General features: G+C 56.3%; 25 protein-coding genes. 12 read left to right on the top strand and 13 right to left on the bottom strand.

Going from position 1 to position 26,847, the window contains the following annotated elements; all coding sequences use genetic code 11:
- The first annotated feature begins 189 nt into the window (after window positions 1-189).
- Both DV711_RS19355 and DV711_RS11370 read left to right on the top strand, forming a co-directional pair.
- Complete coding sequence (locus DV711_RS19355; protein ID WP_133297448.1) at window positions 190-627, top strand: hypothetical protein; 438 nt, start codon at window positions 190-192, stop codon at window positions 625-627.
- A gap of 232 nt (window positions 628-859) precedes the next feature.
- Complete coding sequence (locus DV711_RS11370) at window positions 860-1,012, top strand: DUF3012 domain-containing protein (RefSeq protein ID WP_243633823.1); 153 nt, start codon at window positions 860-862, stop codon at window positions 1,010-1,012.
- Window positions 1,013-1,195: 183 nt separating this feature from the next.
- Here DV711_RS11370 and DV711_RS19490 read toward each other — a convergent pair whose 3' ends face one another.
- Window positions 1,196-1,369 (bottom strand): hypothetical protein, encoded by a 174-nt coding sequence (locus DV711_RS19490; RefSeq protein ID WP_165840091.1) that lies wholly within the window; start codon window positions 1,367-1,369, stop codon window positions 1,196-1,198.
- 453 nt (window positions 1,370-1,822) lie between these two features.
- On the opposite strand from DV711_RS19490, the gene DV711_RS11375 reads away from it, so the two are divergent.
- Complete coding sequence (locus DV711_RS11375; RefSeq protein ID WP_114695830.1) at window positions 1,823-2,323, top strand: hypothetical protein; 501 nt, start codon at window positions 1,823-1,825, stop codon at window positions 2,321-2,323.
- Between the two features lie 66 nt (window positions 2,324-2,389).
- On the opposite strand, the gene DV711_RS11380 is transcribed toward DV711_RS11375, so the two are convergent.
- Window positions 2,390-5,494 carry a bifunctional diguanylate cyclase/phosphodiesterase gene (locus tag DV711_RS11380; RefSeq protein ID WP_114695831.1) on the bottom strand — a complete coding sequence of 1,035 codons (3,105 nt, stop codon included), beginning with the start codon at window positions 5,492-5,494 and terminating at the stop codon, window positions 2,390-2,392.
- Window positions 5,495-5,725: 231 nt separating this feature from the next.
- Between DV711_RS11380 and DV711_RS11385 the strand changes: the two genes are divergently transcribed.
- Window positions 5,726-7,222 carry an MltF family protein gene (locus tag DV711_RS11385; RefSeq protein WP_165840092.1) on the top strand — a complete coding sequence of 499 codons (1,497 nt, stop codon included), beginning with the start codon at window positions 5,726-5,728 and terminating at the stop codon, window positions 7,220-7,222.
- A 141-nt stretch (window positions 7,223-7,363) separates the two neighbouring features.
- Here DV711_RS11385 and DV711_RS11390 read toward each other — a convergent pair whose 3' ends face one another.
- Both DV711_RS11390 and DV711_RS11395 read right to left on the bottom strand, forming a co-directional pair.
- Entirely contained in the window at window positions 7,364-7,777 is a 414-nt protein-coding gene (locus DV711_RS11390; RefSeq protein WP_114695833.1) for a CBS domain-containing protein, read from the bottom strand.
- 167 nt (window positions 7,778-7,944) lie between these two features.
- The gene (locus DV711_RS11395) at window positions 7,945-9,372 is read right to left on the bottom strand and encodes an aminotransferase-like domain-containing protein (RefSeq protein ID WP_114695834.1); all 1,428 of its coding nucleotides are present in this window, start codon (window positions 9,370-9,372) and stop codon (window positions 7,945-7,947) included.
- 161 nt (window positions 9,373-9,533) lie between these two features.
- On the opposite strand from DV711_RS11395, the gene DV711_RS11400 reads away from it, so the two are divergent.
- A complete protein-coding gene (locus tag DV711_RS11400) occupies window positions 9,534-10,448 on the top strand; it encodes a DMT family transporter (protein WP_114695835.1) in 915 nt (304 codons plus the stop codon).
- 256 nt (window positions 10,449-10,704) lie between these two features.
- Complete coding sequence (locus DV711_RS11405) at window positions 10,705-11,010, top strand: DUF6482 family protein (protein WP_114695836.1); 306 nt, start codon at window positions 10,705-10,707, stop codon at window positions 11,008-11,010.
- Between the two features lie 75 nt (window positions 11,011-11,085).
- Here the strand turns inward: DV711_RS11405 and DV711_RS11410 are convergent, their stop codons facing one another.
- Window positions 11,086-11,403, bottom strand: a complete 318-nt coding sequence (locus DV711_RS11410; protein WP_114695837.1) for an antibiotic biosynthesis monooxygenase family protein — start codon at window positions 11,401-11,403, stop codon at window positions 11,086-11,088.
- A 10-nt stretch (window positions 11,404-11,413) separates the two neighbouring features.
- On the bottom strand, window positions 11,414-12,355 hold the full coding sequence (locus tag DV711_RS11415; RefSeq protein WP_243633803.1) for a LysR substrate-binding domain-containing protein: 942 nt from the start codon (window positions 12,353-12,355) through the stop codon (window positions 11,414-11,416).
- Window positions 12,356-12,469: 114 nt separating this feature from the next.
- Between DV711_RS11415 and DV711_RS11420 the strand changes: the two genes are divergently transcribed.
- Entirely contained in the window at window positions 12,470-12,715 is a 246-nt protein-coding gene (locus DV711_RS11420; RefSeq protein ID WP_114695838.1) for a DUF1127 domain-containing protein, read from the top strand.
- 6 nt (window positions 12,716-12,721) lie between these two features.
- Here the strand turns inward: DV711_RS11420 and DV711_RS11425 are convergent, their stop codons facing one another.
- The 3 genes from DV711_RS11425 to DV711_RS11435 form a co-directional block, all read right to left on the bottom strand.
- On the bottom strand, window positions 12,722-13,252 hold the full coding sequence (locus DV711_RS11425; RefSeq protein WP_114695839.1) for an HAD family hydrolase: 531 nt from the start codon (window positions 13,250-13,252) through the stop codon (window positions 12,722-12,724).
- A gap of 17 nt (window positions 13,253-13,269) precedes the next feature.
- Window positions 13,270-13,935, bottom strand: coding sequence for a DNA-3-methyladenine glycosylase I (locus tag DV711_RS11430; RefSeq protein WP_114695840.1), 666 nt, complete (start codon window positions 13,933-13,935; stop codon window positions 13,270-13,272).
- Between the two features lie 134 nt (window positions 13,936-14,069).
- Window positions 14,070-14,816 carry a dienelactone hydrolase family protein gene (locus DV711_RS11435; protein ID WP_114695841.1) on the bottom strand — a complete coding sequence of 249 codons (747 nt, stop codon included), beginning with the start codon at window positions 14,814-14,816 and terminating at the stop codon, window positions 14,070-14,072.
- A gap of 222 nt (window positions 14,817-15,038) precedes the next feature.
- On the opposite strand from DV711_RS11435, the gene DV711_RS11440 reads away from it, so the two are divergent.
- From DV711_RS11440 to DV711_RS11460, 5 genes are all read left to right on the top strand, one after another.
- Window positions 15,039-16,253 carry a pyridoxal phosphate-dependent aminotransferase gene (locus DV711_RS11440; protein WP_114695842.1) on the top strand — a complete coding sequence of 405 codons (1,215 nt, stop codon included), beginning with the start codon at window positions 15,039-15,041 and terminating at the stop codon, window positions 16,251-16,253.
- A gap of 81 nt (window positions 16,254-16,334) precedes the next feature.
- Window positions 16,335-16,634, top strand: coding sequence for a hypothetical protein (locus tag DV711_RS11445; RefSeq protein ID WP_114695843.1), 300 nt, complete (start codon window positions 16,335-16,337; stop codon window positions 16,632-16,634).
- A gap of 135 nt (window positions 16,635-16,769) precedes the next feature.
- On the top strand, window positions 16,770-17,579 hold the full coding sequence (locus DV711_RS11450) for a substrate-binding periplasmic protein (protein WP_165840093.1): 810 nt from the start codon (window positions 16,770-16,772) through the stop codon (window positions 17,577-17,579).
- Between the two features lie 150 nt (window positions 17,580-17,729).
- Window positions 17,730-19,610 carry a methyl-accepting chemotaxis protein gene (locus tag DV711_RS11455; RefSeq protein WP_114695845.1) on the top strand — a complete coding sequence of 627 codons (1,881 nt, stop codon included), beginning with the start codon at window positions 17,730-17,732 and terminating at the stop codon, window positions 19,608-19,610.
- 495 nt (window positions 19,611-20,105) lie between these two features.
- Window positions 20,106-21,851, top strand: coding sequence for an isocitrate/isopropylmalate family dehydrogenase (locus DV711_RS11460; protein ID WP_114695846.1), 1,746 nt, complete (start codon window positions 20,106-20,108; stop codon window positions 21,849-21,851).
- A gap of 58 nt (window positions 21,852-21,909) precedes the next feature.
- Here DV711_RS11460 and DV711_RS11465 read toward each other — a convergent pair whose 3' ends face one another.
- The 4 genes from DV711_RS11465 to ttcA form a co-directional block, all read right to left on the bottom strand.
- Complete coding sequence (locus DV711_RS11465) at window positions 21,910-24,183, bottom strand: mechanosensitive ion channel family protein (protein WP_114695847.1); 2,274 nt, start codon at window positions 24,181-24,183, stop codon at window positions 21,910-21,912.
- A 260-nt stretch (window positions 24,184-24,443) separates the two neighbouring features.
- Window positions 24,444-25,031 carry an elongation factor P hydroxylase gene (locus DV711_RS11470; RefSeq protein ID WP_114695848.1) on the bottom strand — a complete coding sequence of 196 codons (588 nt, stop codon included), beginning with the start codon at window positions 25,029-25,031 and terminating at the stop codon, window positions 24,444-24,446.
- Complete coding sequence (locus DV711_RS11475; protein WP_133297449.1) at window positions 25,031-25,723, bottom strand: hypothetical protein; 693 nt, start codon at window positions 25,721-25,723, stop codon at window positions 25,031-25,033. Before DV711_RS11475 ends, DV711_RS11470 begins: the two co-directional genes overlap by 1 nt.
- 36 nt (window positions 25,724-25,759) lie before the next feature.
- Entirely contained in the window at window positions 25,760-26,746 is a 987-nt protein-coding gene (gene ttcA, locus DV711_RS11480) for a tRNA 2-thiocytidine(32) synthetase TtcA (protein ID WP_114695850.1), read from the bottom strand.
- Window positions 26,747-26,847 lie beyond the last annotated feature (101 nt).

Genomic DNA, 26,847 nt, shown 5'->3' on the forward strand with positions numbered 1-26,847 from the left:
AGGCGGCGTTATGGCGAACTCACCTACCCCGTTAGTGGCTAACAGGTGGCGTTAAATAGGCATTCAACGCTTCAGCCTACATCCAGATAAAGCGGCTTTCACCCAGTTCATCCCCCGTTCAACATACTACGATATAGTGAGTCTGCATCGACCATTGCAGTGCTTCGTCAAGCAAAGGAATTCTGAATCATGAATGCTAAATATCTACTTATCACACTCGCATTATCGGCTTCGGTGACTAGCCTTCCTGCCGTCGCTGATTCTCATAAAAAAGCGGAACGAGAGGCTCGCTTAGAGCAACAACGAGAGGAAAGAGAATACCGCTTAGAGCAACAGCGGGATAAGCGCGAATATCGGTTAGAGCAGCGAGAAGATGAACGTGAACACGCCATGCGTGAACGCGAGCTTGAGAGGGAAGAGCGCCTTCGCTATCAGGAACAGCAACGCGAAGAACGTAAAGACTATGCAGAGCGCGAACGCGAAGAGCGGAAGCTGAGTGAGGAGATGGAGCGTGAAGATCGGAAGCTGCAAAAGGAAATGGAGCGCGAAGAGCGCAAGCTGAAAAAAGAGATGGCTCGAGAAGACCGCAAACGCCGAAAAGAGAATGGCCGTGGTCGTAGTGAGTGATAAACCCCGTTGACGCAACAAAGCTCTATTTAATTTTTTAGAATGATTTGTCCGGCGATATTATCGGGCGATCTAATTCAAACAAAGAAAGCAAGGAAGATTGCTGCGTCTGAGTTTAAGATTGACGAAATGGCGGATCAGGCCTATCTTTTTCGCCACATCAAATTAAAGTAGATCCAACTACTTAGACGTTATACCCGTAGAAAAAGGCCCACTTATGAAAAAATGTTTTATGGCATGTGCACTGGCATTCTCGGCTGTCCTTTTACAGGGCTGTTCTCCTGAAGTAGGGAGTAAAGAGTGGTGTACAGATCTCAAGGAGAAGCCGAAAGGCGAATGGACCGCAAACGAAGCCAAAGACTTCACTAAACATTGCATTCTTTAAAGACTCGCCTTTAAACCACCCGGCCGCTGATCCTGTACTGCAGGCCGGGTGAGCTTCCTGCTCAACCACCTCACCGGCAACCTTCTGCGCCTCTTACCTCTGGGTTACCCAGCCTCTTAGAACCGTGCGACAGACGATAACCACAGCCTAGCCCCCAGCGGCCCGCTTGAACTCAACGATCGACTAATCGCTGCGGTCCTTATTCATTGGAATAAAGACAAAGATAGTGGCCACAACCAAGATAACGCCCCCAGCTATATAGCCGAGACGTTCCAAGCTAATCTCCGTCATCGCGTTGGCCTGAAAGAACAGATAAAAAGCCAAGCAGATCGATATAATTGCGCCGATTATCTTCATGTTTACTCCTTTGGTTTTGAACTTTTCATGTTATGACCGGGATCCTAACATTGGCTTATCATGCCCTATTGCCGAGGTTTTAAGGCTGATAAATCTGCGGACCAATCCTAGCAGGCGTCCATCGAGCCGAAAACCGCCTTGTCAGAAGCTCTGCCTCCGGAGCAAGACTCATTCATTGCTCCATCTTCTTGTCTTTTATCTGCTCTTGCACTATCCCGTTAAGATAGCCGTCCACTATTCGCTGTCTACTAGAGATTTTTTGGCCTGATCTACCAAGAGCTGAAGTGACGCCTGAATGGCGTCCCACGAAGCAGGCCAGCAGCCCTCTAAACGCATTTGAGGGCTCTCGTGCTCTTTGTTCTCTTAATGCTGCAGTAACGAATAGAGAGGTTACCCATCCTGACAGAAGCGTCGTAAGCAGTGCCTCTGGATTGCCCACAAGAGGTGATTGATATGAGCTATCTGAACCTATTCCCAAACCGAGTGTTCTACGTAGGTGTCATTAGTGCGGCGCTACTGACCGGCTGCCATCTGCATTTCGTCAAAAATGACAACCCCATCTACCCTAATGTCAGCCCGGATCCGAACCGATTCGAGCTGAATTTCACCGTCAAAAACGGCACCAACAAAACCTATGAAGTCGGTGAACTGATCGCCAATATTGATGTGGTTTTCAACACCGATCATGCCGCACACTCCTGTATCTTCGAGTACGAAGTACCGCTGAAGCGGTTGGAGCCTGATCAGCAAGTGGTGTTTGAGGGCTTCAGTATTGATGACAATGCCGCCCCCGGTGATCCCTGTCGCTGCCTCAAGGGAAGCTGCGCCGGGCGCGTGGTGTTAAGCCTGAAAACGGCAGGAGGGTCGGTATTGAGCGGTACCGGCAAACGCTATCAGGTTACCTGGCAGAAGTCCGGCAAGCTCGAGGATGTCAGCGTCGTCCATCAGGGTTGAAGGGTCAACTGGACGCGCGCCAACCGCAGGCGGTGACCGCCACGGTCTTTGCCTTCGTCCCCGTGGCTAGTCGGCAGCGTCAAAAATCGGCGCTAGTTGGCTGAAGGTTTCAAGCTCCACAGCGGGAGAGAACAGGAAACCCTGGCCGTAATCACAGTTCGCGGCGATCAGCAGCTCCAGTTGCTGCTCGGTTTCGATCCCTTCCGCGATGACCTTGATCCCGAGTTTATGGGCCATCACGATGATCGCTTCACAAAGCGCATAGGAGTCGGAGTCGGCAGCCAGATTCTTAACAAAGGCTCGATCGATCTTGATGTAATCGATGTCATATTCCTGAATATAAGCCAGCGAAGAGTAGCCGGTGCCGAAGTCATCCAGCGCCACCTGAATTCCCCCGTCTCGGAACGCCAAGAGCTTTTCCAGACTGGCGGCATCGCTGTTCATCAGCATGCCTTCGGTGATCTCCGCCACGATCGCACTGCCGTCCAATCCCTGTTGCTGCATTTTGGGCAGCCAGTGGAGCAGATTATGGTCCGCATCGGAGAACTGTGCCGGGGAGAGATTAACGCTGATCTGAAAACTCTCCCCATATTGGGTTCGAAGGACCTTGACCGCCCGACAGGCCTCTTCGAAGACCCAGCCACCAATCGCCGAGATCAAGAAAACTTCTTCGGCCAACGGTATGAATGCATCAGGCCTGATCAACCCCTTGTCCGGATGATTCCAGCGTATCAGCGCTTCGGCTTTATGCAGGCGGCGACTCTTCAAGCAGAAAATCGGTTGGTAGTTAAGGCTGAATTGGCCCTCATCCAGCGCGATCCGTAGGTCTTTGATCATTTCCATTCGATGAATGGCACGATCCTGCATCTCCCGGGTAAAGCAATTGAAGCGATTGCGCCCGCCGGCTTTGGCGGCATACATGGCCTGGTCGGCAGACTTGATGAGTTCATTGCTGTCAGTGGCATCATCGGGATAAAACGCGATTCCGATGCTGACCGATACATAGATATTGTCCTCATCGATGCGGAAGGGTTCGCTAAGCAGTTCAATGATGGTTTCAGCGACCCGCTCGGCCGGCGCTATCGATTCGATATCCCCCATCACGATCGTAAATTCGTCGCCGCCCTGTCTGGCGACCGTGTCCTCTTCTCGAACGGCGCGAACCAGTCGTTGCGCGACCTGTTGCAGCAGCAGATCACCCTTATCGTGCCCCAGGGTGTCATTGACCTCCTTGAACAGGTCCAGATCAAGAAACAGCAGCGCCACCGAACTACCGTTGCGATGGGCCTTTTTGATCTCCTGATCGATGCGATCGCCGAGGGTATTTCGGTTAGGCAGCCCGGTCAGGTCATCGAAGTGAGCCTGACGCCATATCACCTCGGCCGCCTTCTTTTGCTCGGTGATATCTCGATACAGCGCCACATGTTGGGCAGGCTCACCGTACTCATCAAAGATCGTGTTAATGCTCAGCCATTCCGGGAACACTTCACCATTTTTCTTACGGTTAAAGATCTCACCCTGCCAGCGCCCTTCCGTTTTCAGGACGCCCCACATCTCCCGGTAGAAATCTTTGTCATGTCGGCCGGATGACAGTGCGCTGGTCTTGAGCCCGATCACCTCCTCTTTTCCATAACCAGTCACCCGGGTAAAAGCGGGATTAACGTTCAGAATGATGCCGTTTCGATCGGTGACCACCATGCACTCGCTGCTGTTATCGTGGACCAGAGCAGCCAGGCGCATGGAGCGGTCCGCTTCTTTTTGCCGGGTAACATTCCGGATCACCAGCACCGCATCATCCGAGTTATTGATGGAGCTGACCCGGGCCTCGAAGTACAGCTCCTGACCATCGATAAGCAGGGGATATTCCCAGCTGGTGAGCTGCTTGGTCTTGAAGTGCTCGGTGAGTTTGTCTTCGAACAGCTCAGCCGTGCCGGGCGGCAAGACGTCGACCATCCTGTTGCCGAGAAACTTGTCCGAACTTGTGTAGAGCTCGTCAGGGTTGTTGGCCTTATAGTCGAGGATCACCCCTTCGATATTGAGCCTGAAGTACAGATCCGGCAGAGCATTAAAGATCGAATCCAGCTCCTCGCGTTGACGATTGGATCGACTCTCGGCGGTGAGTCGTGCTCGTGCCATGGTTTCGAAGTGGGTACTGAGATCCTGGATCTCGCGAACGCCACTGAGGACCGGCTGGTGGCTGAATTCGCCCTGTTCCAGCTTCGAAGCCGCAACTGTCAGTCTTTGTAGCGGGCTGATGATACTCAGGTGCATCGCCCGGGCAGCGATCAGGGCCACAACGACCATAAACAACGCGAAATAGGACAGACTCTTATAGAAAGCGATATCGGCCTGCTCCAGCGCCTGATCGATCGGTATCCCGATACTGACGTTAACCCTGCTGCCGTCTTCCTTGGCGTAGAGGGTGTTATGGATAAACACCCGGTTGCCATCCTGGGTCTGGATAATATCGGCGCCCAGGGCGTAGTCGGTGGCGCTGTCGATTGATACGCCGTAGCTACTGGCGGGCTTCCCCTGGCGGCCCAGTTCCGGCGGGTAATTCGCCACCACCAGCCCGGTGGAATCGGTAATAAAGGCGACCGTTCCCTCAGGCAGCTTGTGTTCGGACAACTGCCGGCTCCACCAGTCCAGTGAGACCACGGCAACCGCCACCCCCGCAACCTGGTTATCGGGATCAATCACGGGATAGGAAAAGTTGACGCTGGTTTTTCCGGCCGCACGATCCAACTGATAGTTTCCGATGGCAAAGGTTCGCTTGGTCAGACTCTGCTGGAAATACTCCCGATCGAAGACGTTAACCTTTTTAGTCAATGGCAGAGCGTTACAAAGCAGTTCACCATCAGCACCGGGGACGCCGATATTGATGTAACTGGGATTGAGCTTCAATACTGAGCTCAGAAAATGGCCACAGCGTGGATGGGAAGGATTTTGTACCTGGATGGAGGAAGCGAGAAACCTAAGGTAATCGCGGGTTTCGTTGATGATTTTGGTTTGTCTGATGGAGAGATCTTCAGCCGTTTCTATCGCCTGTCGTTTACTCTGGGCAATAATCGACTGCCGCTTTTCGACAGCCGTTTGCTGAATCGTGAAAACGCCCGGTAGCGCCACCAAACAGAGTAAAAGAAATAATCGCGACTTCAGAGAACTGAGCATATGCACCGTAGCAACCCGTTACTGAATCGGGTCAGTATCGTCCATAACCCCAGCTATCTCAATGCCGCCAAGTTGGTGATTTTTCAAACCTTGTAAGCGATACTGTGGCGCTGATAAGGCGCTATTGACCTATACTCCGTGCAGGCCTTGAGGAATGAAATCCGGCGTAGCAGCTGTGGCTTCCATCCTGCACCAAGCTCAGACCCAGCAAGTGTATGATTCGATCTGATGATGAGATCTCGTATTAATATCCGTACTCTGGTGCAACAGCCACCCATGAATCCGCGCCTGCTGGGGTTGTCGCTGTTGTGCTTGGTGATACTGTTGGTCGCGCTCTCCTACCCTGCCCGGGCAGCCACACCGTCGGAACTGCTATGGCAGCAGCAACCTTTCTTCGGTGATCTGGATAAACTCCGAGAACGCCAAACCCTAAGGATACTGGTTGCCTATAGCCGCAGTAATTTCTTCACCGATCGGGAGCAGATTCGCGGCTTTGAATACGAGCATATGGAAGCCTTCAAGGATTTCTTGAACGAAAGCGATCCAACCAGGCCGGTCAAGTTTGACTACATTCCGGTGCCTTTTGCCCAGTTGATTCCGTCGTTGTTGGCAGGCAAGGGAGACCTGATCGCCGCCAACCTGACGATTACCGAACAGCGCAAGCTGCAACTCGCCTTCTCGACCCCTTACCTCAACAACGTCCAGGAGGTGCTGGTCAGTCACCGTTCCAGCCCCGCGATCAAGCAACTCGCGGACCTGGCCGGTAAATCAGTTTATGTCCGTGGCAACAGCAGCCACCTTCAACGGCTTAGCCAGCTGAATATCGACATGACCCGCCAGGGGCTGGAACCGATCGATATTCAGATCGCCGCTCCCCACCTGGCCGCCGAAGACCTGCTGGAGTTGGTCAACGCCCAAGCTATCCCGATGGTGGTGGCCGATAACCATATCGCCGAGATCTGGCGCTCGGTGTTGGAGGGGCTGCAGGTTCATAGCGCCTTCCCCCTGCTGAAAAACGGCAAGATCGCCTGGGCTACCCGTTACGACAATCCCAAACTGCTGGAGAAATTGAATCAGTTTGCGGTTCAGCTAGAGCGCAATAACAACAGCGAACTGTTCCAGCGTTACTATCAGGACACCCGTTGGATCGCCAGTCCACTGCAACCGGATAATCTCGAAACGCTCGGCCATCTGGTGGACCTGTTCACCCGCTATGCCGAACGCTACAACCAGGATTGGATCTCCCTCGCCGCCCAGGCCTACCAGGCCTCCAATATGGATCACTCTAAGCGGGGCCGCGAAGGTGAGATCGGTATTATGCAGATCCCACTCGCCTACCAACGTCGATCCGATCTGCAGGTCGGCAACACCCACGATCTGGAGAATAACGTTCACGCGGCAGCCAAGTACCTGGATTATCTGCAGCGTAGCTATTTCGCAGATCCGGGAATCTCAGAACAGGACCGGCTATTTTTCAGCTGGGCGGCCTACTTTGCCGGCCCCGATAAGATCCGCCGGGTTCGCCGCCTGGCGGAACAGCAGGGGTTGGATCCGAATCGCTGGTTCGACAATGTCGAGCTGACCACGGCTCGCTCCCTCGGTCGTCAACCGGTGGATTATGTCCTTGGCAGCTACAAGTACTACATCAGCTATCGACTCCATCTGGACTCGATCCAGCTCCAGCCGAACGACCTGAAGGGCATTCAACGGGCACTGACCGCCGGTTAAGGAACCTGCGAACAAGCCCTTGCATAGGCAATAAAAAAGGCCGCCAATCAGGCAGCCTTGGTTTTAGAGATTGTGTCGTCGATATTCAACGGCTAGCAGCTATTGCAGCCCTTCGACTATGCGCTGTGATCCCAGCCATGGTTACTTCGGCGGCTTACCTTTTTCGAACTCGTTGACCATGGTCAGAATATCGCTGCAACTCAGCATCCCGACCAGCCGCTCTCCATCCATGATCGGCACCCCATGATGCCATTGCCGCTCCACCAGCATCTCCGCCACATCGACGATGTCGTCGTCAGGACCGGCGGTTACCAGCTCGGTCTGCATAAAGTCACCGATCTGACCGCCCACTTCTTCGAAATAACTGCCATGCACCAGACTGCGCAAACAGCACCACTGTGACAGCATTCCCACCAATCGACCGTCCTTGTCCAACACCGGCGCACTGGAAACATCTCGTTGGCGCAACCCTTCGATCGCCCGGTACATGTCATCCGTCGGGCTGAACTTCAGGACATAGTCGTTCATGTAATCTTTCACTTTGATGGACTTCATGATACTTCCTCCCAAACCTTCAGATCAGTCGTCACCAGGCTCTACAGGCGCCTGAAGGCGATAGAATCTCAGCCTAATCCCAGAGCCAACAGTAAGTTTTATGGCTTCGGGAATAACCACGATTCTGCCTATAAGCCTAGCCTGAATTTTCGGCAAAGTGGCACTAATCACTCATCCGAAGCCGCACATTCCAGCAATGGCTTTAAACGCTCAAACACCTGCGGCTGGTCCGCACAAAAAGCCGCGTTGAAGCGCAGCCAGGGAGAGATCGACTGTTGCGGACTGAAGATATTGCCAGGCGCCAACATCATTTCGCTCTCCAGCGCTCGATGGGCCAGCTCCGCCGCGTTCCATTCACAGCCCGACGGTAATCGGGTCCAGAGGAAGAAGCCGTATTCCGGCTCGGCATAGAGCCCCATTCCCAGGCTTTCCAACGGCCCGATCGTCTGCTCGCGTGCGCGCTCCAAGCGGCTACGCAATCGCATCATCGATTTACGATAATGCCCTTCACTCAATATCTGATGAATCAGTCGTTCGCTGGTTTCACAACTGGTCAATTGGGTGAGCAACTTCAAATCCACCAGTTCCTGCGCCAGATCCGGATGGCAGGCCAGGTAGCCGACTCTAACGCTGGCCGAAATCGTTTTGGAGAAACTGCTGACATAGATAACCCGATTGAGTTGATCCAGCGCCGCCAGTCGGGTCGCCCGCCCGCCATGGAAGTCACCGTAGATATCATCTTCGATAATCATCAACTGGTACTTCTCCGCCAGTTGCAGCAAGCGATAGGCGACCGCCTGACTGATGCAGGTACCGGTCGGGTTATGCAGCACGGCGGTGGTAATCATCAGTTTGGGATGATGCTGCTGGATCAGTTGCTCCAGTTTTGCGGTATCGGGTCCATCCTGATTACGCGGCACGCCGATCAACTCCGCACCCAGCAGCTTCAGAGGACCGAACAGGTTGAAATAAGCCGGGTCCTCCACCAACACCTTATCGCCGGGGCGGATAAAGTAGCGAAACAACAGATCGAGCGCTTGGGAGACACCGTGGGTCGTTACGATTTGATTCGGCGATGCCGCAATCTCCAACTCCCCCAGCCGCTGCTGCAGGTCCTGACGCAGCGGCAGATAACCAAACGCATTGCCGTACTCGACCAAGGCGCGACTACGCCCCCGCGCCAGGGTGCGTAACCCCCGCTGCAAAGCACTGGCATCCTGCCACTCGGGGGGCAGCCAACCACAGCCGGGCATCAATTCGAATTGGCGCTGCTGCATCGATTGCCGCAGCAACCATAGGATATCGACGGCCCGATCCAGATCACAGGCAGCCTCATTCGCCGCTACCGCATCCACCGGCTTGCTGACGTAAAACCCGGAGCCCTGACGGGATTCCAGATATCCCGCCGCCACCAGGCGATCGTAGGCCTGCACCACGGTGAACCGGCTGACCCGGTGGTCGTTCGCAAACTGACGGATCGACGGCAAGCGAGCCCCCTGCCGCAGTACCCGTTCATCGATCTGGCGGCTGACTCCTCGAACCACCTGCTCCACCAGCGGCAGCTCATCCTGCTGGTTAATACTGATCATCACCATGGTAGTTGCCCTGTCACTTGGTCCCGACGACTGTACCGGCCACTACACCAGTACAGTTTTCAAACTTATCTTCAAAATTGTACATGTATTGTCAGATCCAGCAATCCTAGACTGCCAAGTCATAAGGAGCAAAGCCGGCGGCAACCCACAGGACATCGACCATGAACAGCATCACTCTCTACCTCACCACCGTCATGATCTGGGGATCGACCTTCTACGCGATCAAGTTCCAGCTCGGCATGGTCGATCCGCTGGTCTCGGTGGCCTACCGCTTCCTGCTTGCCGGACTGTTGCTGCTGGCATTCTGCAGATTGACGGGAATGCGTCTGTCGTTCAGCCGCCGTGAGCATCTGTTTATGCTGCTGCAGGGTCTCTGTCTGTTCGGAATCAATTACTGGCTGATGTACCAGAGCACCGCCCATCTGACCTCGGGGCTGATCGCGTTGACGTTTTCCACCATCGTGATGATGAATATCGTCAATGGCGCCCTGTTTCTGGGCCAACCGGTGCGCAAAGAGGTCGTGATCGGAGGTCTGCTGGGACTGCTCGGGATCATGCTGGTATTCCAACCGGCCGAAGGCAGTTTTGATTTCAGCGGCCCTCAGTTTCAGGCGTTGCTGATCGTTCTGCTGGGGACCTACTGTGCGTCCTTGGGCAATATCTGTTCGGCCCGCAATCAACGCAGTCAGTTACCGGTAATTCAAACCAATGCGTTCGGCATGAGTTACGGCGGCCTGGCGATGCTGGTGATCGCACTGCTGAGCGACAAGCCGTTGGTGTTTGATACCGGGCTGCCTTACCTGGCCTCGTTGGCGTACCTGACGCTGTTTGGTTCCATCGTCGCGTTCGGCTGCTATCTGACCCTGGTGGGACGTATCGGTGCCGACCGGGCAGCCTACGCCACCCTGATCTTCCCGATCGTCGCATTGCAGATCTCCACCTGGCTGGAAGGCTATCAATGGAGCCCGGAAGGGCTGGTGGGTATCGCGCTGGTACTGCTGGGTAACCTGATTATTCTGGTATCACCCCAACAACTGCGGCAATGGCACCGACGCTGGCTGGCCCGCAGCTGCTGATGTTGAATGAGTGAGGGAGTTAGACGTCGATTAGCTGGATTCTGCCTTGGGGCGATCGTTCAACCCTTTGCTCAGGCCTTGAAACCAGCGTTACTCACTTAGCAGTTCAAGCCAGTCATCCTCAGCGTTCAATCCGATAGCTATTGGTTGAGATCCAACCCTCCCTCTCGACCGTATACACCTGTGAAACGACCAAACTATATGAGGTTAGGGTCAACAATCACTCGGCTAACCGCTGAGTTCAGAGGGTAGTACCATGAAACTTCACTTATCCGATCTCCAAGCCCTGCAACCGATCCATAAGGTTGTGATCCATGCGTTTGAGCAGATGACTTATCAGGTATCGGTAACCCAAAATGACCAGGTCAGCCTGCTGTACTATGGCGACACCCCCTACTGCAGCCGTAGCCTGACGGAAATTCGCGAGCTGATGGAATCGCTCCAGGTAGAGCAATATGTTTTGCGCCATGATGGGGTCTATGAAGAGATGATCGGCATGCCGAATCCCACCGGTGATTCCGCCTTGGAAATTCCGCTGGGTTGGCATTCACGCGCTCACTGAGCACGATTGGCCTCTACTAGTATCAGCGGCGCTCGCTGGTATCGGCGCTCAGCCATGACGTAATCAGGCGGGAGTTCAGAGACGGTACTCCCGCTCGACCCGCGAAATGCGCACACTGAAGTCGGCATACCAGCGCTCTCGCCCCAGAATCTGGGCTTGCTGATGTTCGGCGTTGGCTTTCCAAGCCTTGATCGCGTCCAGATCACGCCAGTAAGAGACCGTGATACCCAGTCCGTCACGGACCGATTCCACTCCGAGAAAGCCCGGTTGCTGGGCGGCCAGCTCGACCATCCGCTCAGCCATCTCGGCATAGCCGTTATCCCCGTCGGTGCGGGTACTGGTAAAGATCACCGCGTAGTATGGCGGTTTCGGTGTCGATGCGATCTGGGTCATGACAGTGCGGCTATGCCTCTGGATGGGTGATACCTGTTTGGTCGCAAAACCGGTTGAAGCTTTGCTCAACCTGCTGCAGCTCATGGCGAACCCAGCTTTCGAAGCGCTTCACTTTCGGGCGGTTGAAATGCCGTTGCGGCGCGACCAGGTAATAATCGTAGGCACAGCGTAGCAGCATCGGCAGCGGACAGACCAGCTGACCGCGCTCCAGCAGCTCGTAACAGAGACTGTAGCGCAGCATTCCGAACCCCTGGGCACTGAGTAGCGCCTCCACCAGCATGGTGGCATCCGACACCAACAAGCGGCTGGAAGCCCGGTCCACATCGACCCCGATCTGCTCCAACACCTCCTCTCGGATATGCTCCATCTCCGGCGCCACATCCGACAGCAACGGCAGCGCCTGCAACTGCTCCGCGGCGGGTCGATCCAGATCGATCAGGGAGGGGTGGCACACCGGCAGCAGGTACTCCTTGAGCAGCAACCGTGATTCCAGCCCCGGGTACTGTCCCTGGCCGAATCGAATCGCCAGGTCCAGCTCGGTACCTTCGAAATCGGCCACCGTCAGACTCGGCGACAGCTGCAGGCTCAGCTCCGGGTTTTGCTGCTGAAAGCTACCCAGCCGGGGCACCAGCCAACGCCCGGCAAACGAGGGCAGCACGGTCAGGTTCAGCAACTCCGGCCTGGGATCCTCCCCCAGCCGCTCCACTCCCTGCTCCAGCGTTTCAAAGCCTCGACTGACATAGGGCAGCAATTGGCGTCCGGCGTCGGTCAGCACCACCTCCCGGGTTAGCCGGGTGAACAGCGTCACCCCCAGAAATTGTTCCAGCGTCTTGATCTGTTGGCTGATCGCCGCCTGGGTCACGTGCAGCTGATCGGCCGCCTGCTTGAAGCTCAGCTCCTCGGCCGCAAAGCGGAATGCCTGCAGCGATTTCAACGGAGGTAGACGTTTCACGGCGGCCCCTATGGATAAATTTTTCTTAACCATAGAGCAAAATTAGTCGTTTGTCAGATCTCGCCAATATCCAGAATATAGGCCTTGTCATCAAGACAAACGGAGATCAACACCATGCACAGCAACAACATATGCTTAAGAGAACATCTAGCAGCTGATCGTACTGAGAATGCCGTCAGCAGGGCTTGCAACCGGCGCTCACTGTCACTGACCTCTTTGCGCCTGCTGTTGCGGCACTGGCATCAGAACTGGCGCACAAGACGCCAACTGGCCCAGCTGGACAGCCATCAACTGAAGGATATCGGTGTCAGTATCGGAGACGCGCAACAGGAAGCAGACAAACCGTTCTGGCGTGATTGACCGGCCTCACTTTAGCGGCTTGATCAGCGATAACAGATCGGACAGCACTCGGAGCTCATGGATACGCCCGCTGGCATCCACAACTGGCGGCAGTTCAAGTCCTTGCGGGTTCAGCCAGCACACGGTCAAACCGGAGGCCAGTGCTGGCTCAACATCCTTGGACAACGAATCGCCAACCATCACCACATCAGCGCCCTCACACCCCAGCCGGGCCAGGATGCTGGGATAATAGTCGACCGAGTCCTTACCCAGACCCAGGTTCTGACGGCAGAAATAACCACTCAGGTAGCTATCCAATCCCTGGCGCTCGAACTCGGTTCGTATTTCCGTTTCGCTGGAATCCGCTGCACTGGTGGCCAGGTAGAGCTCCGCCCGGATCGATAAGGCCGCCAGCACCTGACGGGCACCTTCGACAAGATCCACCTTCGGCCAGTCGGCCATCTTGCCCTGGAATCGCTGCGGGTCGATGCGCGAGTGATCCACCATCAGGGTGTCGCCCCAGTCGAACAGGAATACCGGTTGGTTGAGCATGGCCATCGGGAAAGCTCTCGACGTTATCCGACTGTAAACGACAGCAGCATACTGATATGGCTAACCGGGCGGCCACTTTGCTGCTGCCAGGTGTTGAAGGCATCCTGCACCTTCTGCAGATCCCGCTTGGCGGTCGGCGCCTTATCAATCACCCCCTGCGCCTTCAGCGCGGCGATAACGTCATGACTGAGGCGGAAGGTATCTTTGCCCACCATGCGCAGGAACGAAGCCCCCGACTGTCCCCCCAACTGGGCTCCGCGCTTTTTCAACAGCGCCCAGAGGCCGATAATATCGTCCACCGGCCAATCGGCGATAAAGCGCCCAAAGCCGTCATGGGTCTGCGAGAGCTCATGCACCATCAACGCATTGGTTCGGATCGACTTGATCTTGCCCCAATGGCGAATGATCGCCTTGTTCTGCATCTGCGCCTCAAGCTGTTCGTCGCTCATATAGGTCAGCTTCAGCGGGTCAAAGCCGAAAAACGCCGTTTCGAAGGCTGGCCATTTACTGTCCACCAGCGAGTGTTTCAACCCGGCACGGAAGACCCGCCGACACATATCCGACAGATAGCGATCATCACTGATCGCTATCAGCTGTTCCGGGGTCTTGACCTCAGGAAGGCGGCTGAACGCGTAGTCAGCATCTTCCCGGTTGCTGACATGCTCCAGAATCCAGTCAAAGTTTTTCATCGTGCCCAGCCCTGCATCTAAAGGTCGACACTTTAGCGCCGCTTGGCTTTCGACGGCAAGGGATCGACCATAGACAGCAGGAAGTTCGATCCTGCCGCCAGTATCGACAAGCGCCCCTCTACACTCCTGCCCTGCTACAGCTGCTCGGCCAGAAACTCGCTGAATCGCTTCCAGGATTGCTTATCGGCCCCTTCCCGATAGCGGGGCGAACCAAACACGGTAAACGCATGGGGGGCACCGCTGTAGGTGATCATCTCATGGGGGACCGAACTGGCTTCCAGTTGTTCTCCCAGCGCGGCAAACTGGCTCAACGGAATGGCCGTATCGGCGCTGCCATGCATCACCAGCACCTTGGATCGAGTCGCGCTGTAGTTCTGCCCTTCGGGGGTTTTCAGGCCGCCATGGAAGGTCGCAAACCCCTTAAGATCAACCCCGGAACGAGCCCACTCCAGCACTGCCGCTCCACCGAAGCAATACCCAGCTGCCACCGCCTGAGTCACGTTCGCGCCCTGGCTACGAGCCACCTCCATCGCGCCGTTCATCAAGGCTCGCATCTTGGCGCGATCCTTATACAGCTCCCCGGTATGCTGACGCTTATCCTTCACTTCGGTCGGTCGAACCCCTTTACCAAACAGATCCATCGCAAACACGGCGTATCCCTGCGCCGATAGCATCTGCGCCCGTTTGACTTCGTAGTCGGTCAAGCCGTCCCAGTCATGGATCAGCAACACCAGCGGTGCGCCGTCCGATGGACTGATGTAATAGCCTTCGTAATCCTGACCATCGACCTGATAGGTCAACATGCCGCCATGATGCTGGGCCATCAGCGGCGCACTGGTTGCCAACAGCAACGCTGCCAGCAGGGGTCCGATCGTTTTCATGGGTGCGTCCTCAATTTTTTAACTCATCTGTAATCCGATCAAACTGCTCAAGCATTAAGTGTAGTCATTAGCGGGCGCTTTACTGCGGCATGATTCCAAGGCCCATCAAAGCCCCAGAAAGCCCGTACTTTGTACCTTTGCCCACTTCCCCGTCCCCAGAGCGACACGTATGATTGGAGCTTTGTACGCCAAACAGCCGGAACTCGGGATAAAGGGGAAAAGATGTCCGTCGTCAGGAAATCCAACAAGCTGATCAACGTTTGCTATGACATTCGTGGACCTGTACTGGAAGAGGCCAAACGTCTCGAAGAGGAAGGTCAGCGGATCATCAAGCTGAATATCGGCAACCCGGCGCCGTTCGGTTTTGACTCCCCCGAAGAGATCATCCAGGACGTGATCCATAATCTGCCTGCGGCCCAGGGTTACTGTGATTCCAAAGGCCTGTTTGCGGCTCGCAAGGCGGTGATGCACGAAACCCAGCGTTTGAAGATCCCCGGCGTTACCATCGACGACATCTATCTGGGCAACGGGGTCAGCGAGCTGATCGTGATGGCGATGCAGGCGTTGATCAACGACAACGATGAGATGCTGATCCCGGCGCCGGACTACCCGCTGTGGACTGCCGCCGTGAGCCTGGCCGGCGGCAATCCGGTTCACTACCAGTGCGACGAGCAGGCCGACTGGTACCCGGATATCGACGACATCCGCAGTAAGATCACCGATCGGACCCGAGGCATCGTGGTGATCAACCCCAACAACCCCACCGGGTCGGTCTACCCGCCCGAGTTGCTGGAGCAGATCATCGAACTGGCGCGCCAGCACAACCTGATCCTGTTCGCCGACGAGATCTACGACAAGATTCTGTTCGACGATGCCGTTCACACTCCGATGGCCTCACTGAGCGATGATGTGCTGACCCTGACCTTCAACGGTCTGTCCAAAACCTACCGCTCGGCCGGTTTCCGCTCCGGCTGGATGATTATCAGCGGCCCCAAGCACCGCGCCCGCGACTATGTCGAAGGGCTCGACATGCTGTCCAACATGCGACTCTGTGCCAATGTCCCGGCCCAGAACGCCATCCAGACCGCCTTGGGTGGTTACCAGAGTATTCAGGAATTGATCGTGCCCGGCGGTCGACTGCGAGATCAGCGTGACGCCGCCTACGAGATGCTGACCGAGATTCCCGGCGTCAGCTGCGTCAAGCCAAAGGGTGCGATGTACCTGTTCCCGAAACTGGATCCCAAGATGTATCCGATCCACAACGACGAAAAGCTGGCGCTGGACCTGTTGATTCAGCAGAAAATCCTGATCGTACAGGGATCTGGCTTCAACCTGCCGGATACCCAGCATTTCCGGATCGTCTTTCTCCCCCGAGAGGACGATCTGCGAGACGCCATCGGCCGGATCGGCACCTTCCTGTCCAGCTATCAGCAATAAGAATGCCCAGACGGCGCCCGCTTGCCGAGCGCCGCTTTACTCACTAGGATGGGCCTAACTTATGGAAAGTGGAGCTTCCTGATGGCACGAATCGTGGTTTTGCTACTGGCGCTGTTGTCGTTCAACAGCTATGCCGAAACCCCCAATAATATTGCCACCCTGTGCAAATCACAGTGGCCCGGCAATAAAGGGATGCAGACCTTCTGTATCAAAGAAAAGCGTAACTACCAAGACTGGATGAAGTACGTGCGCAAACGGGTTTATCGCGATGTGAGTGAGCGCGAAAAGATCGATGAATGTATCCTCGACCACAAACCGGACTACCGCGAAGCTTATGATTGCTACTTCAACGACGGCGTCTTCAACATAAGCTTCTTCTAAACGAGTGTCTGCTAAACTCGAAGAGTCGATCCAATGGATCGGCTTTTTTTTACCCCGTCAAATCTGCCTCGTAGTAACTCGATGATACTTGCTGCTGTCTTATACCGTCGTTTATTGCCGCTTGGGTTCGCCCTGATGACCGGGCTGCTGTCCGTCGGCGCCCAGGCCGACCCGATTCGAATAATCGCAAATCAGGACTTCAAGCCCTTCACCTGGTGCCAGGACGGCAAGCCCAAAGGGATCGACATCGATATTATTCAGGTCCTGTTTGAGCGGGCGCAACGCAGCTACACCCTGGAATGCCAGCCTTGGAAACGCGCCCTCAACCTGATCAAAACGGGTAGGGCCGAGATGCTACTGTCGGCCTATAAGACCGACGAGCGGCAGAAATTCGCCTACTTCTCCGCCCTGCCGATCCACCTCAGCAGTTTCCATCTGTTCACCAACCGGGGCCAGCACTTCAACTATACCGGCATCGAAAGCTTGCGCGGCCGCCGAATCGCTATCCCGGCCGGTTACAGTCTGGGCCCGGATTTTGACGCGGCCCGCGAGGCCGGCGCCTTTCAAGTCACCTTCAACTACAACACCGAAAGCGGCCTGTTGATGTTGCTCAACGGCCGCGTTGAGTTCTACATCGACGCTAAGCAGGTGGTCAACTATACCGCCAAGCAGCTGGGGCTGAGCGAAGCGATCAGCATGGTTCAGCAACCGCTGAACAAGCCCCGCCCCGCCTTCTTTATGTTTTCTAAGGCTGCGTCGGTGGCTCAGAAGCAAAGCCTGTTGTCTGTGCTCGACGAATCTCTAGCCCAGGTTTGGGCTGACGGAACCATGGAACGGATCGTCAATACCTACACGCACCCTGATCCGCATCAAGGAAGTCACCTTTTTAACTCGCTTTTACCCCAACTCTCCCACCATACTTACGCCCCGCTGATGTTCTACTAAGGTAGGATATAGCAGCGCGCCCTCGATAGGGGGCATGGCCCTAAAACAATACTTATAAGGTAGGTCAGGACCAGACCTCCCAACCTCACATAGCAAGGACACTTGAGTTAGACGTTCGTCCGTGTTGGAAATGCGGATCGGGAGAGATACATGCAAGTTACCCAAAAAGTTGCGCTGGTGGCCTCCACCATCGTGGCACTCGCCTTTACCCTGTTTTCCTGGCTCCAGTACCACTCGGTACAGCAAGCCCTTTACGAGAAAACCGAGAACAGCGTTGCTGAATCCTCGGTTGTGCTTTCACACCAGATCACCAACTGGCTTAACGGCAAGCTGTCACTGATCGACATGATGGCCGAGAGCATCGACGCTAACTTCAGCGGCGATCGCATCCAGCGGGTATTTGATACGCCGATGCTGAAGGATGAATTTATCCTGATCTTTGGCGGCCTCGATACCGATGGCGCCCGTATCACCAATGACCCCAGCTGGAATCCGACCAACTGGGATGCCCGCAAGCGTCCTTGGTACCCCTATGCCCGCTCCAACAAGCAAGCGGTGCTGACCGACCCCTACCCTGATGCCGCCAGCGGTGAGATCCTGATCTCCGCGGTGGCCAACTTTACCGACAACGGTAAGTTTATGGGTGCCTTCGGTGGCGACCTGAGCCTGAAGACCGTGTCCGATGCGGTCAACACGCTGAACTTCAATGGAACCGGCTACGCGTTCCTGTTGAATGCCAACGGCGGCATCATCAGCCACCCCGATGAAACCCTGAACGGCAAACAACTCAACGAACTGTTCAGCGGCCAGCAACCGCAGCTCAACGGCACGCTGCAGGAGCTGGAGATCAATGGCAGCAAAGTCCTCACCGCCTACAAATCTCTGGACAACCTGCACGGTAGCCAGTGGCTGATCGGCGTGGTGTTGGAGAAAGACAAAGTGATGGCAGCCGCCAACGCCTTCGGCACCCGCGCCATCATCGGCACCGTAATCAGCGTGCTGGTCTGTATCCTGGTGCTCTACTTCACCATGGGCCACCTGCTGAAACCCTTAACCGGGCTGCGCCTGTCGCTGCAGGAGATCAACAAGGGTGAAGGTGATCTGACCCGTCGACTGGATGTCAGCAGCAAGGACGAGTTCGGTCTCCTTTCCGGTGACTTCAACCAGTTTATCGAGCACCTGCAGAGGCTTATCACCGAGACCAAAGAGGTGTCGCAGGAGATCCGCAGCAACACCGATCAAACCACCGAGTCCGCCAACAGCGCCGCCGGCCTGCTGCAACAACAACTGCAGGAGCTGGATCAGTTGGCCACCGCGATGAACGAGATGGCCTCTACCGCCCAGGATGTTGCCAGCAACGCCCAGCTTGCGGCCGACTCGGCCAAAGCCGCTGACGGTGCGGCTGAGCAGGGTGTGAGTGTAGTTTCGCGCACCACCGAATCGATCCAGAAGCTCAGCACCGATATGAACGAGGCTGTCAGCACCATCAGCGAGCTGGCCAACTACAGCAACAATATCGAATCGATCCTGACGGTCATCACCGGCATTGCCGAACAGACCAACCTGCTGGCCCTGAATGCCGCCATCGAAGCGGCCCGTGCCGGCGAGCAGGGACGTGGCTTCGCGGTCGTCGCGGACGAAGTACGGGCGCTGGCATCCCGTACCCAGGAATCCACGGAAGAGATTCAGAAGATGATCGAGCAGCTGCAAAACGGCGTTCGCAAAGCCGAACATACCATTAACGAATCTCGCCAGATGGCCAGCGATACCAACGAGGTTGCGGCGGAAGCCAACCTGGCCCTAACTGAAATTCGCGAAGGTATCCGCCAGATCAACGATATGACGATTCATATCGCCACGGCGGCGGAAGAACAGAGCGCCACCAGCGAAGAGATCAATCGCAATACCACCAATATTCGCGATATCTGTCAGAACGTTTCCCATAGCGCTGAGCAGCAATCGAACCTCTGTGGAACCATGATGGAGTTGACCCGCAGTCAAGACCGGACCCTGAACCAGTTCAAGGTCTAAGGAACCTACGAATAAGTCCTTGCTAGCTTCTGGCTGTCAGCTTGGTTCGCAATCCAGACGCAGTTTTGAAGCAATGTCTAGACCTTGCGAAAAGCTGCAACGCAGGGTGCGGATCAAGCTGACAGCCCCGAAGGGCAAGGCCTGAAGTACACAATCTCGTCGTTGCAACCTTTACTAAGGGCAACGGCCATTAGCTGCAGCTTGCGCCTAGAGCTTGCACACTTCAGGCGCTTGCAGAAGCTGCAGGGACTTGTTCGCAGGTTCCCAAGCGTTACAGCAACTCGTCAAGCCCAACACCCCGGCCTTTGTGCCGGGGTGTTTTCGTATGGGGCGGCAGATTTGCCCCTGATTCAATATCATGCTGATTTTTGTCAAAAGCTTATATCTGTCAACAAAATTACCTTAATTTTCTGGATTTTAACGGCTTTGGTTGCATAGCGGTCGAGCCGATATCCCCCTAGTATTCGAACCAATAACCACAACGGATATGGGTCGATGACAACAAAAATCAAAGTACAAAAACCGCTCGTTATCCTGCACGGCGATGAGATGGCGCAGGTCGCGTTTGAGCAGATCCTGGAACAGTTTATCCACCGCTATCTGGAGATCGAGCTGGTCGAGATCGATCTGACCGCCGAGAATCGTCTGGTGACCAACGGTGACGCGGTACGCGATGCCATCGCGGCACTGAAAACCCACGGTGTCGGGATCAAAAACGCCGGCATGACCGTCAACCGCTCCCAGTTGGACGACCTGCTGGCCGAATACCCACACATCGATGAGAGCCAACTCGATAAGCTGGCCACCAAATCCCCCAATGGCGCGATCCGCAAAGGGATCGGCGGCAACATCACCCGTGAAGATATTCAGTTTCGCAACCTGCAGCAGAATCCGCCGAACTGGATCGACCGCGATATCGATGTCGACACCATGGAACATGGCGGCAACAAACACAGCGCCAACGCGCTCTCCAAGGCCACCGGCATCGTCAAACTGATGTTCGTCGGCGCCAGCGGCGATCCGGTCGAACTGCACCGGCGCAAAATCAAGAAAGGCGACCCCTGGTTGCTGTCCACCAACGATCTGGATGCCGTCCGCCGCTGGGCCCACCGCTTCTTCCAACGCGCTCTGGATGAAAAACGTGACGCCTACCTGGGACTCAAGGACACCGTTATCCCGGGCTACGATGGGGTGATGCGCGAAGCGATCGAAACCATCTATTTCGAGCAGTACCAAGCCCAATTCGAACAGGCGGGTCTGAATTACCACTACGAGCTGATCGATGCCCAGGCGGCCCGGATCATCGCCAATCCGCCCGAGCGGGCACTCTGGGGCGTGCCCGACAACACCACTGGTCGGAAACTGTTCAAACTGGTGCGGGAGCTGAAGAAATACGGCATTCCCAGCCGCGACTCCAACACCTCCATCTCGCGGATGAGCGCCGGGGGCGGCGACCAGTACGGCAGCTTCAATATGCCGGTTCCCGAAGACGGGATCGTCAAGGTAGTGATCGACGGCGTCGAAAAACACGCCCGTGAGGTCAAGGCCGGTGATCCGATCCTGTTGATGAGCAACGACCGTCGCGCCATCAAAGACTGGGTCCGGCAGGTGTTTGAGGATGCCTCGCGCAACAGCAAGGAGGTCTACTTCGGCCTCAAGCGCGAATACATGGAATACGATGACGTCTTCAGCGACGTGATCAACGAGGTTCGCACCGAGCTGGCCGCCGACAACACCGCCCCGCCCTCTTTCATGATCATGCGCCCGTCAGCCCAGCTGAAAAAGATGATCGCCGACCCGGCCCGTAGCGCCATCTACCCGGCGTTGAACCTGGACGGGGATATCTTCTCCGATATCTCCGCCGCGTTGGGCGGCAGCCTGGCCACCGCCAGTTCGATCATCCTCAGCAAGGATGGCACCCTGCTCTACGAAGCCCCCCACGGCACCGCCCACGACCTCTACCTGCGCTACCAGGAGACCGATGGCAAAGAGGCCAACTTCAACTCTTCGGCGCTGCTCTACGCAGTTGCCAACGCTCTGGAGACACTGGGGGATCGGGAGCAGAACCAGCCGCTGATCGACTACGCGCTGGGGCTGAAACAGGCTCTGATCGATACGGTTGGTCAGGGCACCATCACCGGCGACCTGAAAGGCAAGACCCTGGAGCCCGACAACGAGAAGATTGTCGACCTGTACGGTTTCCTGGATGCGATCGAAGCCAACCTGGCGTCAAGCCACTGACCGGTGCTCTGCCGGTAACGCCTCACCGGAAGCCAGCGGCAACCGGTGAGGCAGTCCGTTAACGCGAATCCTCTTCCCCATCGGGTGAGTCGATCCGATTCATCCGATTCAAGTCCGCCGCGATCGCCGAGGTGGTGGCCGCTGCAGCCAGCTTGGGATCGACCGGCGCCGATTGAGCGTCCTGCGTGCCCGAATGCCCCTCGACCTGCGCCTCCGAGTTTTCCGGCTGCGGCATCAGCACATGCACCGCCCGGTGGGCAAAGTGAATGCCGTTGGCTTCCAGTCCCTCTTTTACCCGGCGGTAGGCTTCACGCCGGATGATCCACTGCTCTCCCGGCTTGGAGGTAAATTTCATCCGGAAAATCAGCGCCGACTCCTCCACCCGCATCACCCCTTGGGACTTCAGCGGCAGGATGATATTGGGCCCCATCTCCTCATCGTCCATCATCGCCAGACCGATCTTCTTGATGATCTTACGCACCTTCTCGACATCGGTATCGTAGGGCAGTCGGAACTCCAGCTTCATCGTGACCCAGTCACGGGAGAGGTTTTTGACCGTGGCGATCTCACTGTACGGAATCGTCTGCACCGCCCCCAGATGGTGGCGCAACCGCATCGAGCGGATGGAGATATTTTCCACCGTGCCGCGCATACTCGCCGCCTCGATATATTCCCCCCGGCGGAACGCATCATCGAGCAGAAAGAACACCCCGGAGATCACATCCGCCACCAGCTTCTGAGCCCCGAAGCCGACCGCAATCCCCACAACACCGGCGCCGGCCAATAACGGACCGATCTCCACTCCCAGCGAACTCAGGATCGACAGCACCACCGTCACGACCAGGATGGCGAGGATAAAGGAGCGCATCAGCGGCAGCAGGGTTTCGGTGCGGGTCGCTCCGGCACCACCGCCCTCGCCCTCCGGAGTTTCGCTGTCCTGCTCGGGTGGCTCCGGAAGCCGTCGCTCGATCGCCGACTGAATCAACTCCCAGGCGATAAAGGCCACCAGGATGATCACCAGCATATCCACCAGCGCCTGCAACAGTTGCCGTATCCAGCCCGCCTCCATCATCGCCATGGTCTTGTAGCCCCAGCCTTCGGCCAGGAAGAACACCGCCAGCGCCAGCAGGATCAAGCGCAATCCATTTTGCAAAATGCTGCAAAAACGTTTGGCACGAAGCTCAAAGCGCGGACTCTGCAGCAACCGGATCGTCACCAGGTTGGCCAGTAATGCCGCAAACAGACGGTCTGCCAACGGGAACAGCAACGTGATCCACCAACTGATCGACAGCTGTTCGGCGGCCTGTCGGTCGCCGACGAAGATCGTATAGCCCCACAGCATCCACAGGCTCAGCAACCAGATACTGGCCAAGATAGGCCAGGACTGAACCACGACCTGCTTGAGGTTGGTATCACGGGAATCCGGATTGCTGAACATCTGGGTAATCGTGGCCCGCTGATTCCAGACGAACGCATTCACCAGCAAGTTGAGCAACAGACCTGCACTCGGCAGCAGCAACTGCACCATCACCGGCTCCATCCCCAGCGACACGGCCAGCCCCGTACCGTTGACCAGCGCCGCATAGTAGAGACTGAACGCGAATACCCACCAGTAGATGGTTGCCGCCTGCTGACAGTGCAATGCCAGCGGCCGGATCCCCTTGGCCCGTGGCGCCAACACCGCCTGTGCCAGCACCATTACCAGCCTGACCGTGACCAGCATGCTCAGTATCGCCAACAGCGCCGAGCGCCATGGCGTTTGTGCCTCGGTAACCAGCAAGGCCAACACCAGCGCTCCCAGCCCGAAGACCGCAACGCCAATCAGGTTGAATACCATCCGCAAGCTCAGGTAGCTGAGGGTGGTAACCCAGTTACTGGAGTTTTGGTGCGAGATATTGTCCGCCAAGCGCAGCAATCGCCAACCGAACAACTTCTCCGCCAACACCCCCGCCAGCAGCATCGCACCGACCAACAGCAACAGCTCGCCAATACCCAGCCAGCCCTGCTCGGCGCTGAGATTCTGCCAGATCAGCTGCTGCTGTTGGTCCCAGCGCTCGATACTGGACTTCAACAGCGCCAGACTCTGCTCGAACCGGCTGGATGACTGCTGCACCTGCTCAAGCATACTCGACGAGTCAGCGGCGGTACTCTGGGCTCCCGAACCGGAGTTTTCGTCCGGCGTTGTCATCATCTGCATCAGGGTTTGCCGCACCTCGGCGTCGGTCATGTGGGAGATGTCCGCCTCTTCAGCCACGCTGAAGCTGGAGAACAACAGCAAAACACTCACCAGTAGCCAGATAAGCGGATCGGTCAGGCGGTTGCAGCAGGGCATAGAACGTCCTCGGTACGCAATAGATCAACGGACAGGCAGTCAACAGATTCCAAAAAGTGTAGGGGCGCAGCTGCTCGGAATCAATCAGATACTTGAATAGCAGGAACCCCGAAGCACTCAGGAAAGCCAACTAAAACAGAAACCTGGAAGGCCTTTACACAGAGGAGCCGACACCCGGCATGGGAAAGAAGCTGATCAAGCCAGACGCTTGCAGCTGAGTAATTTAAGCCGCTGTCAGGCTAGAGTGGAACCGTCAATGATCACCAATCCAGATCGCGACGATCAAATTGCGACCCTGCCAATGGCTGCTGACGATAGTATCGACAGAGTCCATCGACCAACTGCTGTGCCCGCTCGCTGAGCCCCTGCTCCAGATAACGCAGAACCTGAGCGTGGACATTATCTTTGAAGTTGCTGGTGTCGGTCGCTTCACCGTTGAGGTTGTCGCAACTGATGCGGAAATGGAAACCACAGGCCCGGGCGATGATCCACTCCAGCGCCTGGGGCTTGACCTCAACCCGCTCAAACTCGGCCTGCTCGTCGGCGGTGCGACCATCGGGTCGATACCAATAGCCGAAATCTTCCAATAAGCGCCGTTCAGGCCCGGCGATCAACCAGTGACTGATCTCATGCAGCGCACTGGCAAAGTAGCCGTGGGCGAAGATGATCCGGTGGTGGGGATGCTCGGCATCCGCCGGCAGGTAGATCGGTTCATCATCGCCGCGCACCAGAACGGTGTTCTGGGTGTCGATAAACAGGCCATTAAACAGCGCGATCAGCTCGTCACAATCATGCTGAGGTGCGACAGATAGCGGCTCTTGGCTGTCGGCCACCCGAGGCTGGCACATCAGAAAGGTTCCCACTGATTGTCTTTGAGCCACCAGGAGATACCGTTATTGCGGTCGATACGAGCCGCCACAAAGCCTTTGATATCGTTAGGATTAGGTTGCATCACCACCTGGTATTCGGAGGCCGGTAATACGCCGACCTCTTGGATCTCGAGCCAGTCTGCACCGTCAGCTTTCCAGGTTGTTCCGCTCAGGCGATCCAGTTTCAACAGAATCCATCCCTTGCTGCTGTAAACCGACACCAGTTGGTACGGGGCCTGATCCGTGGTGGCGGAAGCGCTGACCGACTGCTGGGAGGACTCGGCCGACATCTGCTCGAGTCGAAACACCAGTTCGGTTAACTGATCCAGCGTCGAAGGACCGGAGTTCTGCTCCATCTGCCGCTGTACCTGCTGGGTCTGCAGCTGCTGCAAGCGCTGCAAGCCGGCCAGCTGCTGGCCGCCCTGAACGCTGAGCCGTTCGATCCGCTGGTTCAGTTCGATCAGTTTTTCCTGCATCAACACGATGCGTTGTTCGACCGACTCGAACCGCTCGGCATTGGCATCATTAACACGCTGGGCCAGCTCCGCTGCGGCTGCCGGCTGAGATGCGACAGCAGCCGCCGGTTCGGCGCTGGGCTGCACCGCATTGGCCTGGCATCCGGCCAGCCCCAGCAGGGCCATCATCATTAACAGCGGTGAAAATCTAGCCATCATCGTCTTCCATTAAACTCGGTTCGCCAGAGTCTATCAGAGCGACAGGATATCCAGCAGCTCCGGCGGCTGGGTTTCGTCGTCCGTCGCGCCTGCCAGGGTGAAATTGTCAAAATCGAACAGCTGATTGTCTACCAGATGGGACGGCACCACGTTCTTGAGACTGCGGAACATCACTTCGATCCGACCGGGGAAACGCTTATCCCAATCCTGCAACATCGCCTTGATCGCCTGGCGCTGTAGGTTTTCCTGTGAGCCGCACAGGTTACACGGAATGATCGGGAACTCGCGCAGTTCGGCGTAGCTGACAATATCTTTCTCGCGACAGTAAGCCATCGGTCGGATCACGATATTTTTGCCGTCATCGCTACGCAGTTTCGGCGGCATGGTCTTGAGCTTGCCGCCGTAGAACATATTCAGGAACAGGGTTTCCAGAATATCGTCTCGGTGATGCCCCAGGGCGATCTTGGTAAAGCCGTGCTGCTGGGCAAAACGGTACAGGGTGCCACGTCGCATCCGTGAGCAGAGCCCACAGGTGGTCTTACCCTCCGGCACCACCTCTTTAACCACCGAGTAGGTATCGCGCTCGATGATATGGAACGGGATACCCTGGCCGCTCAGGTACTCGGGCAGCACATGCTCGGGGAAGCCGGGTTGCTTCTGGTCCAGGTTGACCGCCACCACTTCGAAATTGATCGGAGCACTCTTCTGCAAGTTCAGCAGGATATCGAGCATGGCGTAGGAATCTTTGCCGCCGGACAGGCAGGCCATCACCTTATCGCCCTCTTCAATCATCGAGAAATCATCGATCGCCCGACCGACTTCTCGACGCAGCCGCTTCTGCAGCTTGTTCAGCTGAGTCTTCTGCTTCTTGCTGACGGCTTCCGGGCTATCTGTTTCCGAGCCGTTCACTTCGACAGCGGGTTCCGATAACGCCGTATCAGCGGGCTCAACGATCTCGATCGCTTGAGCGGGAATATCAACAACATCGGGGGCTTGGGGGTCAAAGGTCTGGGTCGACATTACTACGAATCCGAAACGGGGCAAACGACCCGTCAAGGAGGGCCGCCGCCAATGGCTATAACAGGCGCGCGATTGTACGCCAAAAGGGACATCCCAACCAG

This window comes from Motiliproteus coralliicola (assembly GCF_003345655.1).
GTDB lineage: Bacteria > Pseudomonadota > Gammaproteobacteria > Pseudomonadales > Balneatricaceae > Motiliproteus > Motiliproteus coralliicola.

What these genes read in the sequence shown, in the direction of transcription:
- DV711_RS11445 (WP_114695843.1), top strand. Translation starts at nt 16,335, where the DNA reads ATGGCACGAATCGTGGTTTTGCTACTGGCGCTGTTGTCGTTCAACAGC.
- DV711_RS11410 (WP_114695837.1), bottom strand. Translation starts at nt 11,403, where the DNA reads ATGACCCAGATCGCATCGACACCGAAACCGCCATACTACGCGGTGATC.
- DV711_RS11380 (WP_114695831.1), bottom strand. Translation starts at nt 5,494, where the DNA reads ATGCTCAGTTCTCTGAAGTCGCGATTATTTCTTTTACTCTGTTTGGTG.
- DV711_RS11475 (WP_133297449.1), bottom strand. Translation starts at nt 25,723, where the DNA reads ATGGCTAGATTTTCACCGCTGTTAATGATGATGGCCCTGCTGGGGCTG.
- DV711_RS11435 (WP_114695841.1), bottom strand. Translation starts at nt 14,816, where the DNA reads ATGAAAACGATCGGACCCCTGCTGGCAGCGTTGCTGTTGGCAACCAGT.
- DV711_RS11455 (WP_114695845.1), top strand. Translation starts at nt 17,730, where the DNA reads ATGCAAGTTACCCAAAAAGTTGCGCTGGTGGCCTCCACCATCGTGGCA.
- DV711_RS11470 (WP_114695848.1), bottom strand. Translation starts at nt 25,031, where the DNA reads ATGTGCCAGCCTCGGGTGGCCGACAGCCAAGAGCCGCTATCTGTCGCA.
- DV711_RS11400 (WP_114695835.1), top strand. Translation starts at nt 9,534, where the DNA reads ATGAACAGCATCACTCTCTACCTCACCACCGTCATGATCTGGGGATCG.
- DV711_RS11450 (WP_165840093.1), top strand. Translation starts at nt 16,770, where the DNA reads ATGACCGGGCTGCTGTCCGTCGGCGCCCAGGCCGACCCGATTCGAATA.
- DV711_RS11430 (WP_114695840.1), bottom strand. Translation starts at nt 13,935, where the DNA reads ATGAAAAACTTTGACTGGATTCTGGAGCATGTCAGCAACCGGGAAGAT.
- DV711_RS11440 (WP_114695842.1), top strand. Translation starts at nt 15,039, where the DNA reads ATGTCCGTCGTCAGGAAATCCAACAAGCTGATCAACGTTTGCTATGAC.
- DV711_RS11395 (WP_114695834.1), bottom strand. Translation starts at nt 9,372, where the DNA reads ATGGTGATGATCAGTATTAACCAGCAGGATGAGCTGCCGCTGGTGGAG.
- DV711_RS11405 (WP_114695836.1), top strand. Translation starts at nt 10,705, where the DNA reads ATGAAACTTCACTTATCCGATCTCCAAGCCCTGCAACCGATCCATAAG.
- DV711_RS19490 (WP_165840091.1), bottom strand. Translation starts at nt 1,369, where the DNA reads ATGAAGATAATCGGCGCAATTATATCGATCTGCTTGGCTTTTTATCTG.
- DV711_RS11465 (WP_114695847.1), bottom strand. Translation starts at nt 24,183, where the DNA reads ATGCCCTGCTGCAACCGCCTGACCGATCCGCTTATCTGGCTACTGGTG.
- DV711_RS11385 (WP_165840092.1), top strand. Translation starts at nt 5,726, where the DNA reads ATGAGATCTCGTATTAATATCCGTACTCTGGTGCAACAGCCACCCATG.
- DV711_RS11375 (WP_114695830.1), top strand. Translation starts at nt 1,823, where the DNA reads ATGAGCTATCTGAACCTATTCCCAAACCGAGTGTTCTACGTAGGTGTC.
- DV711_RS11370 (WP_243633823.1), top strand. Translation starts at nt 860, where the DNA reads ATGGCATGTGCACTGGCATTCTCGGCTGTCCTTTTACAGGGCTGTTCT.
- DV711_RS11420 (WP_114695838.1), top strand. Translation starts at nt 12,470, where the DNA reads ATGCACAGCAACAACATATGCTTAAGAGAACATCTAGCAGCTGATCGT.
- DV711_RS11460 (WP_114695846.1), top strand. Translation starts at nt 20,106, where the DNA reads ATGACAACAAAAATCAAAGTACAAAAACCGCTCGTTATCCTGCACGGC.
- DV711_RS19355 (WP_133297448.1), top strand. Translation starts at nt 190, where the DNA reads ATGAATGCTAAATATCTACTTATCACACTCGCATTATCGGCTTCGGTG.
- DV711_RS11390 (WP_114695833.1), bottom strand. Translation starts at nt 7,777, where the DNA reads ATGAAGTCCATCAAAGTGAAAGATTACATGAACGACTATGTCCTGAAG.
- DV711_RS11425 (WP_114695839.1), bottom strand. Translation starts at nt 13,252, where the DNA reads ATGGCCATGCTCAACCAACCGGTATTCCTGTTCGACTGGGGCGACACC.
- ttcA (WP_114695850.1), bottom strand. Translation starts at nt 26,746, where the DNA reads ATGTCGACCCAGACCTTTGACCCCCAAGCCCCCGATGTTGTTGATATT.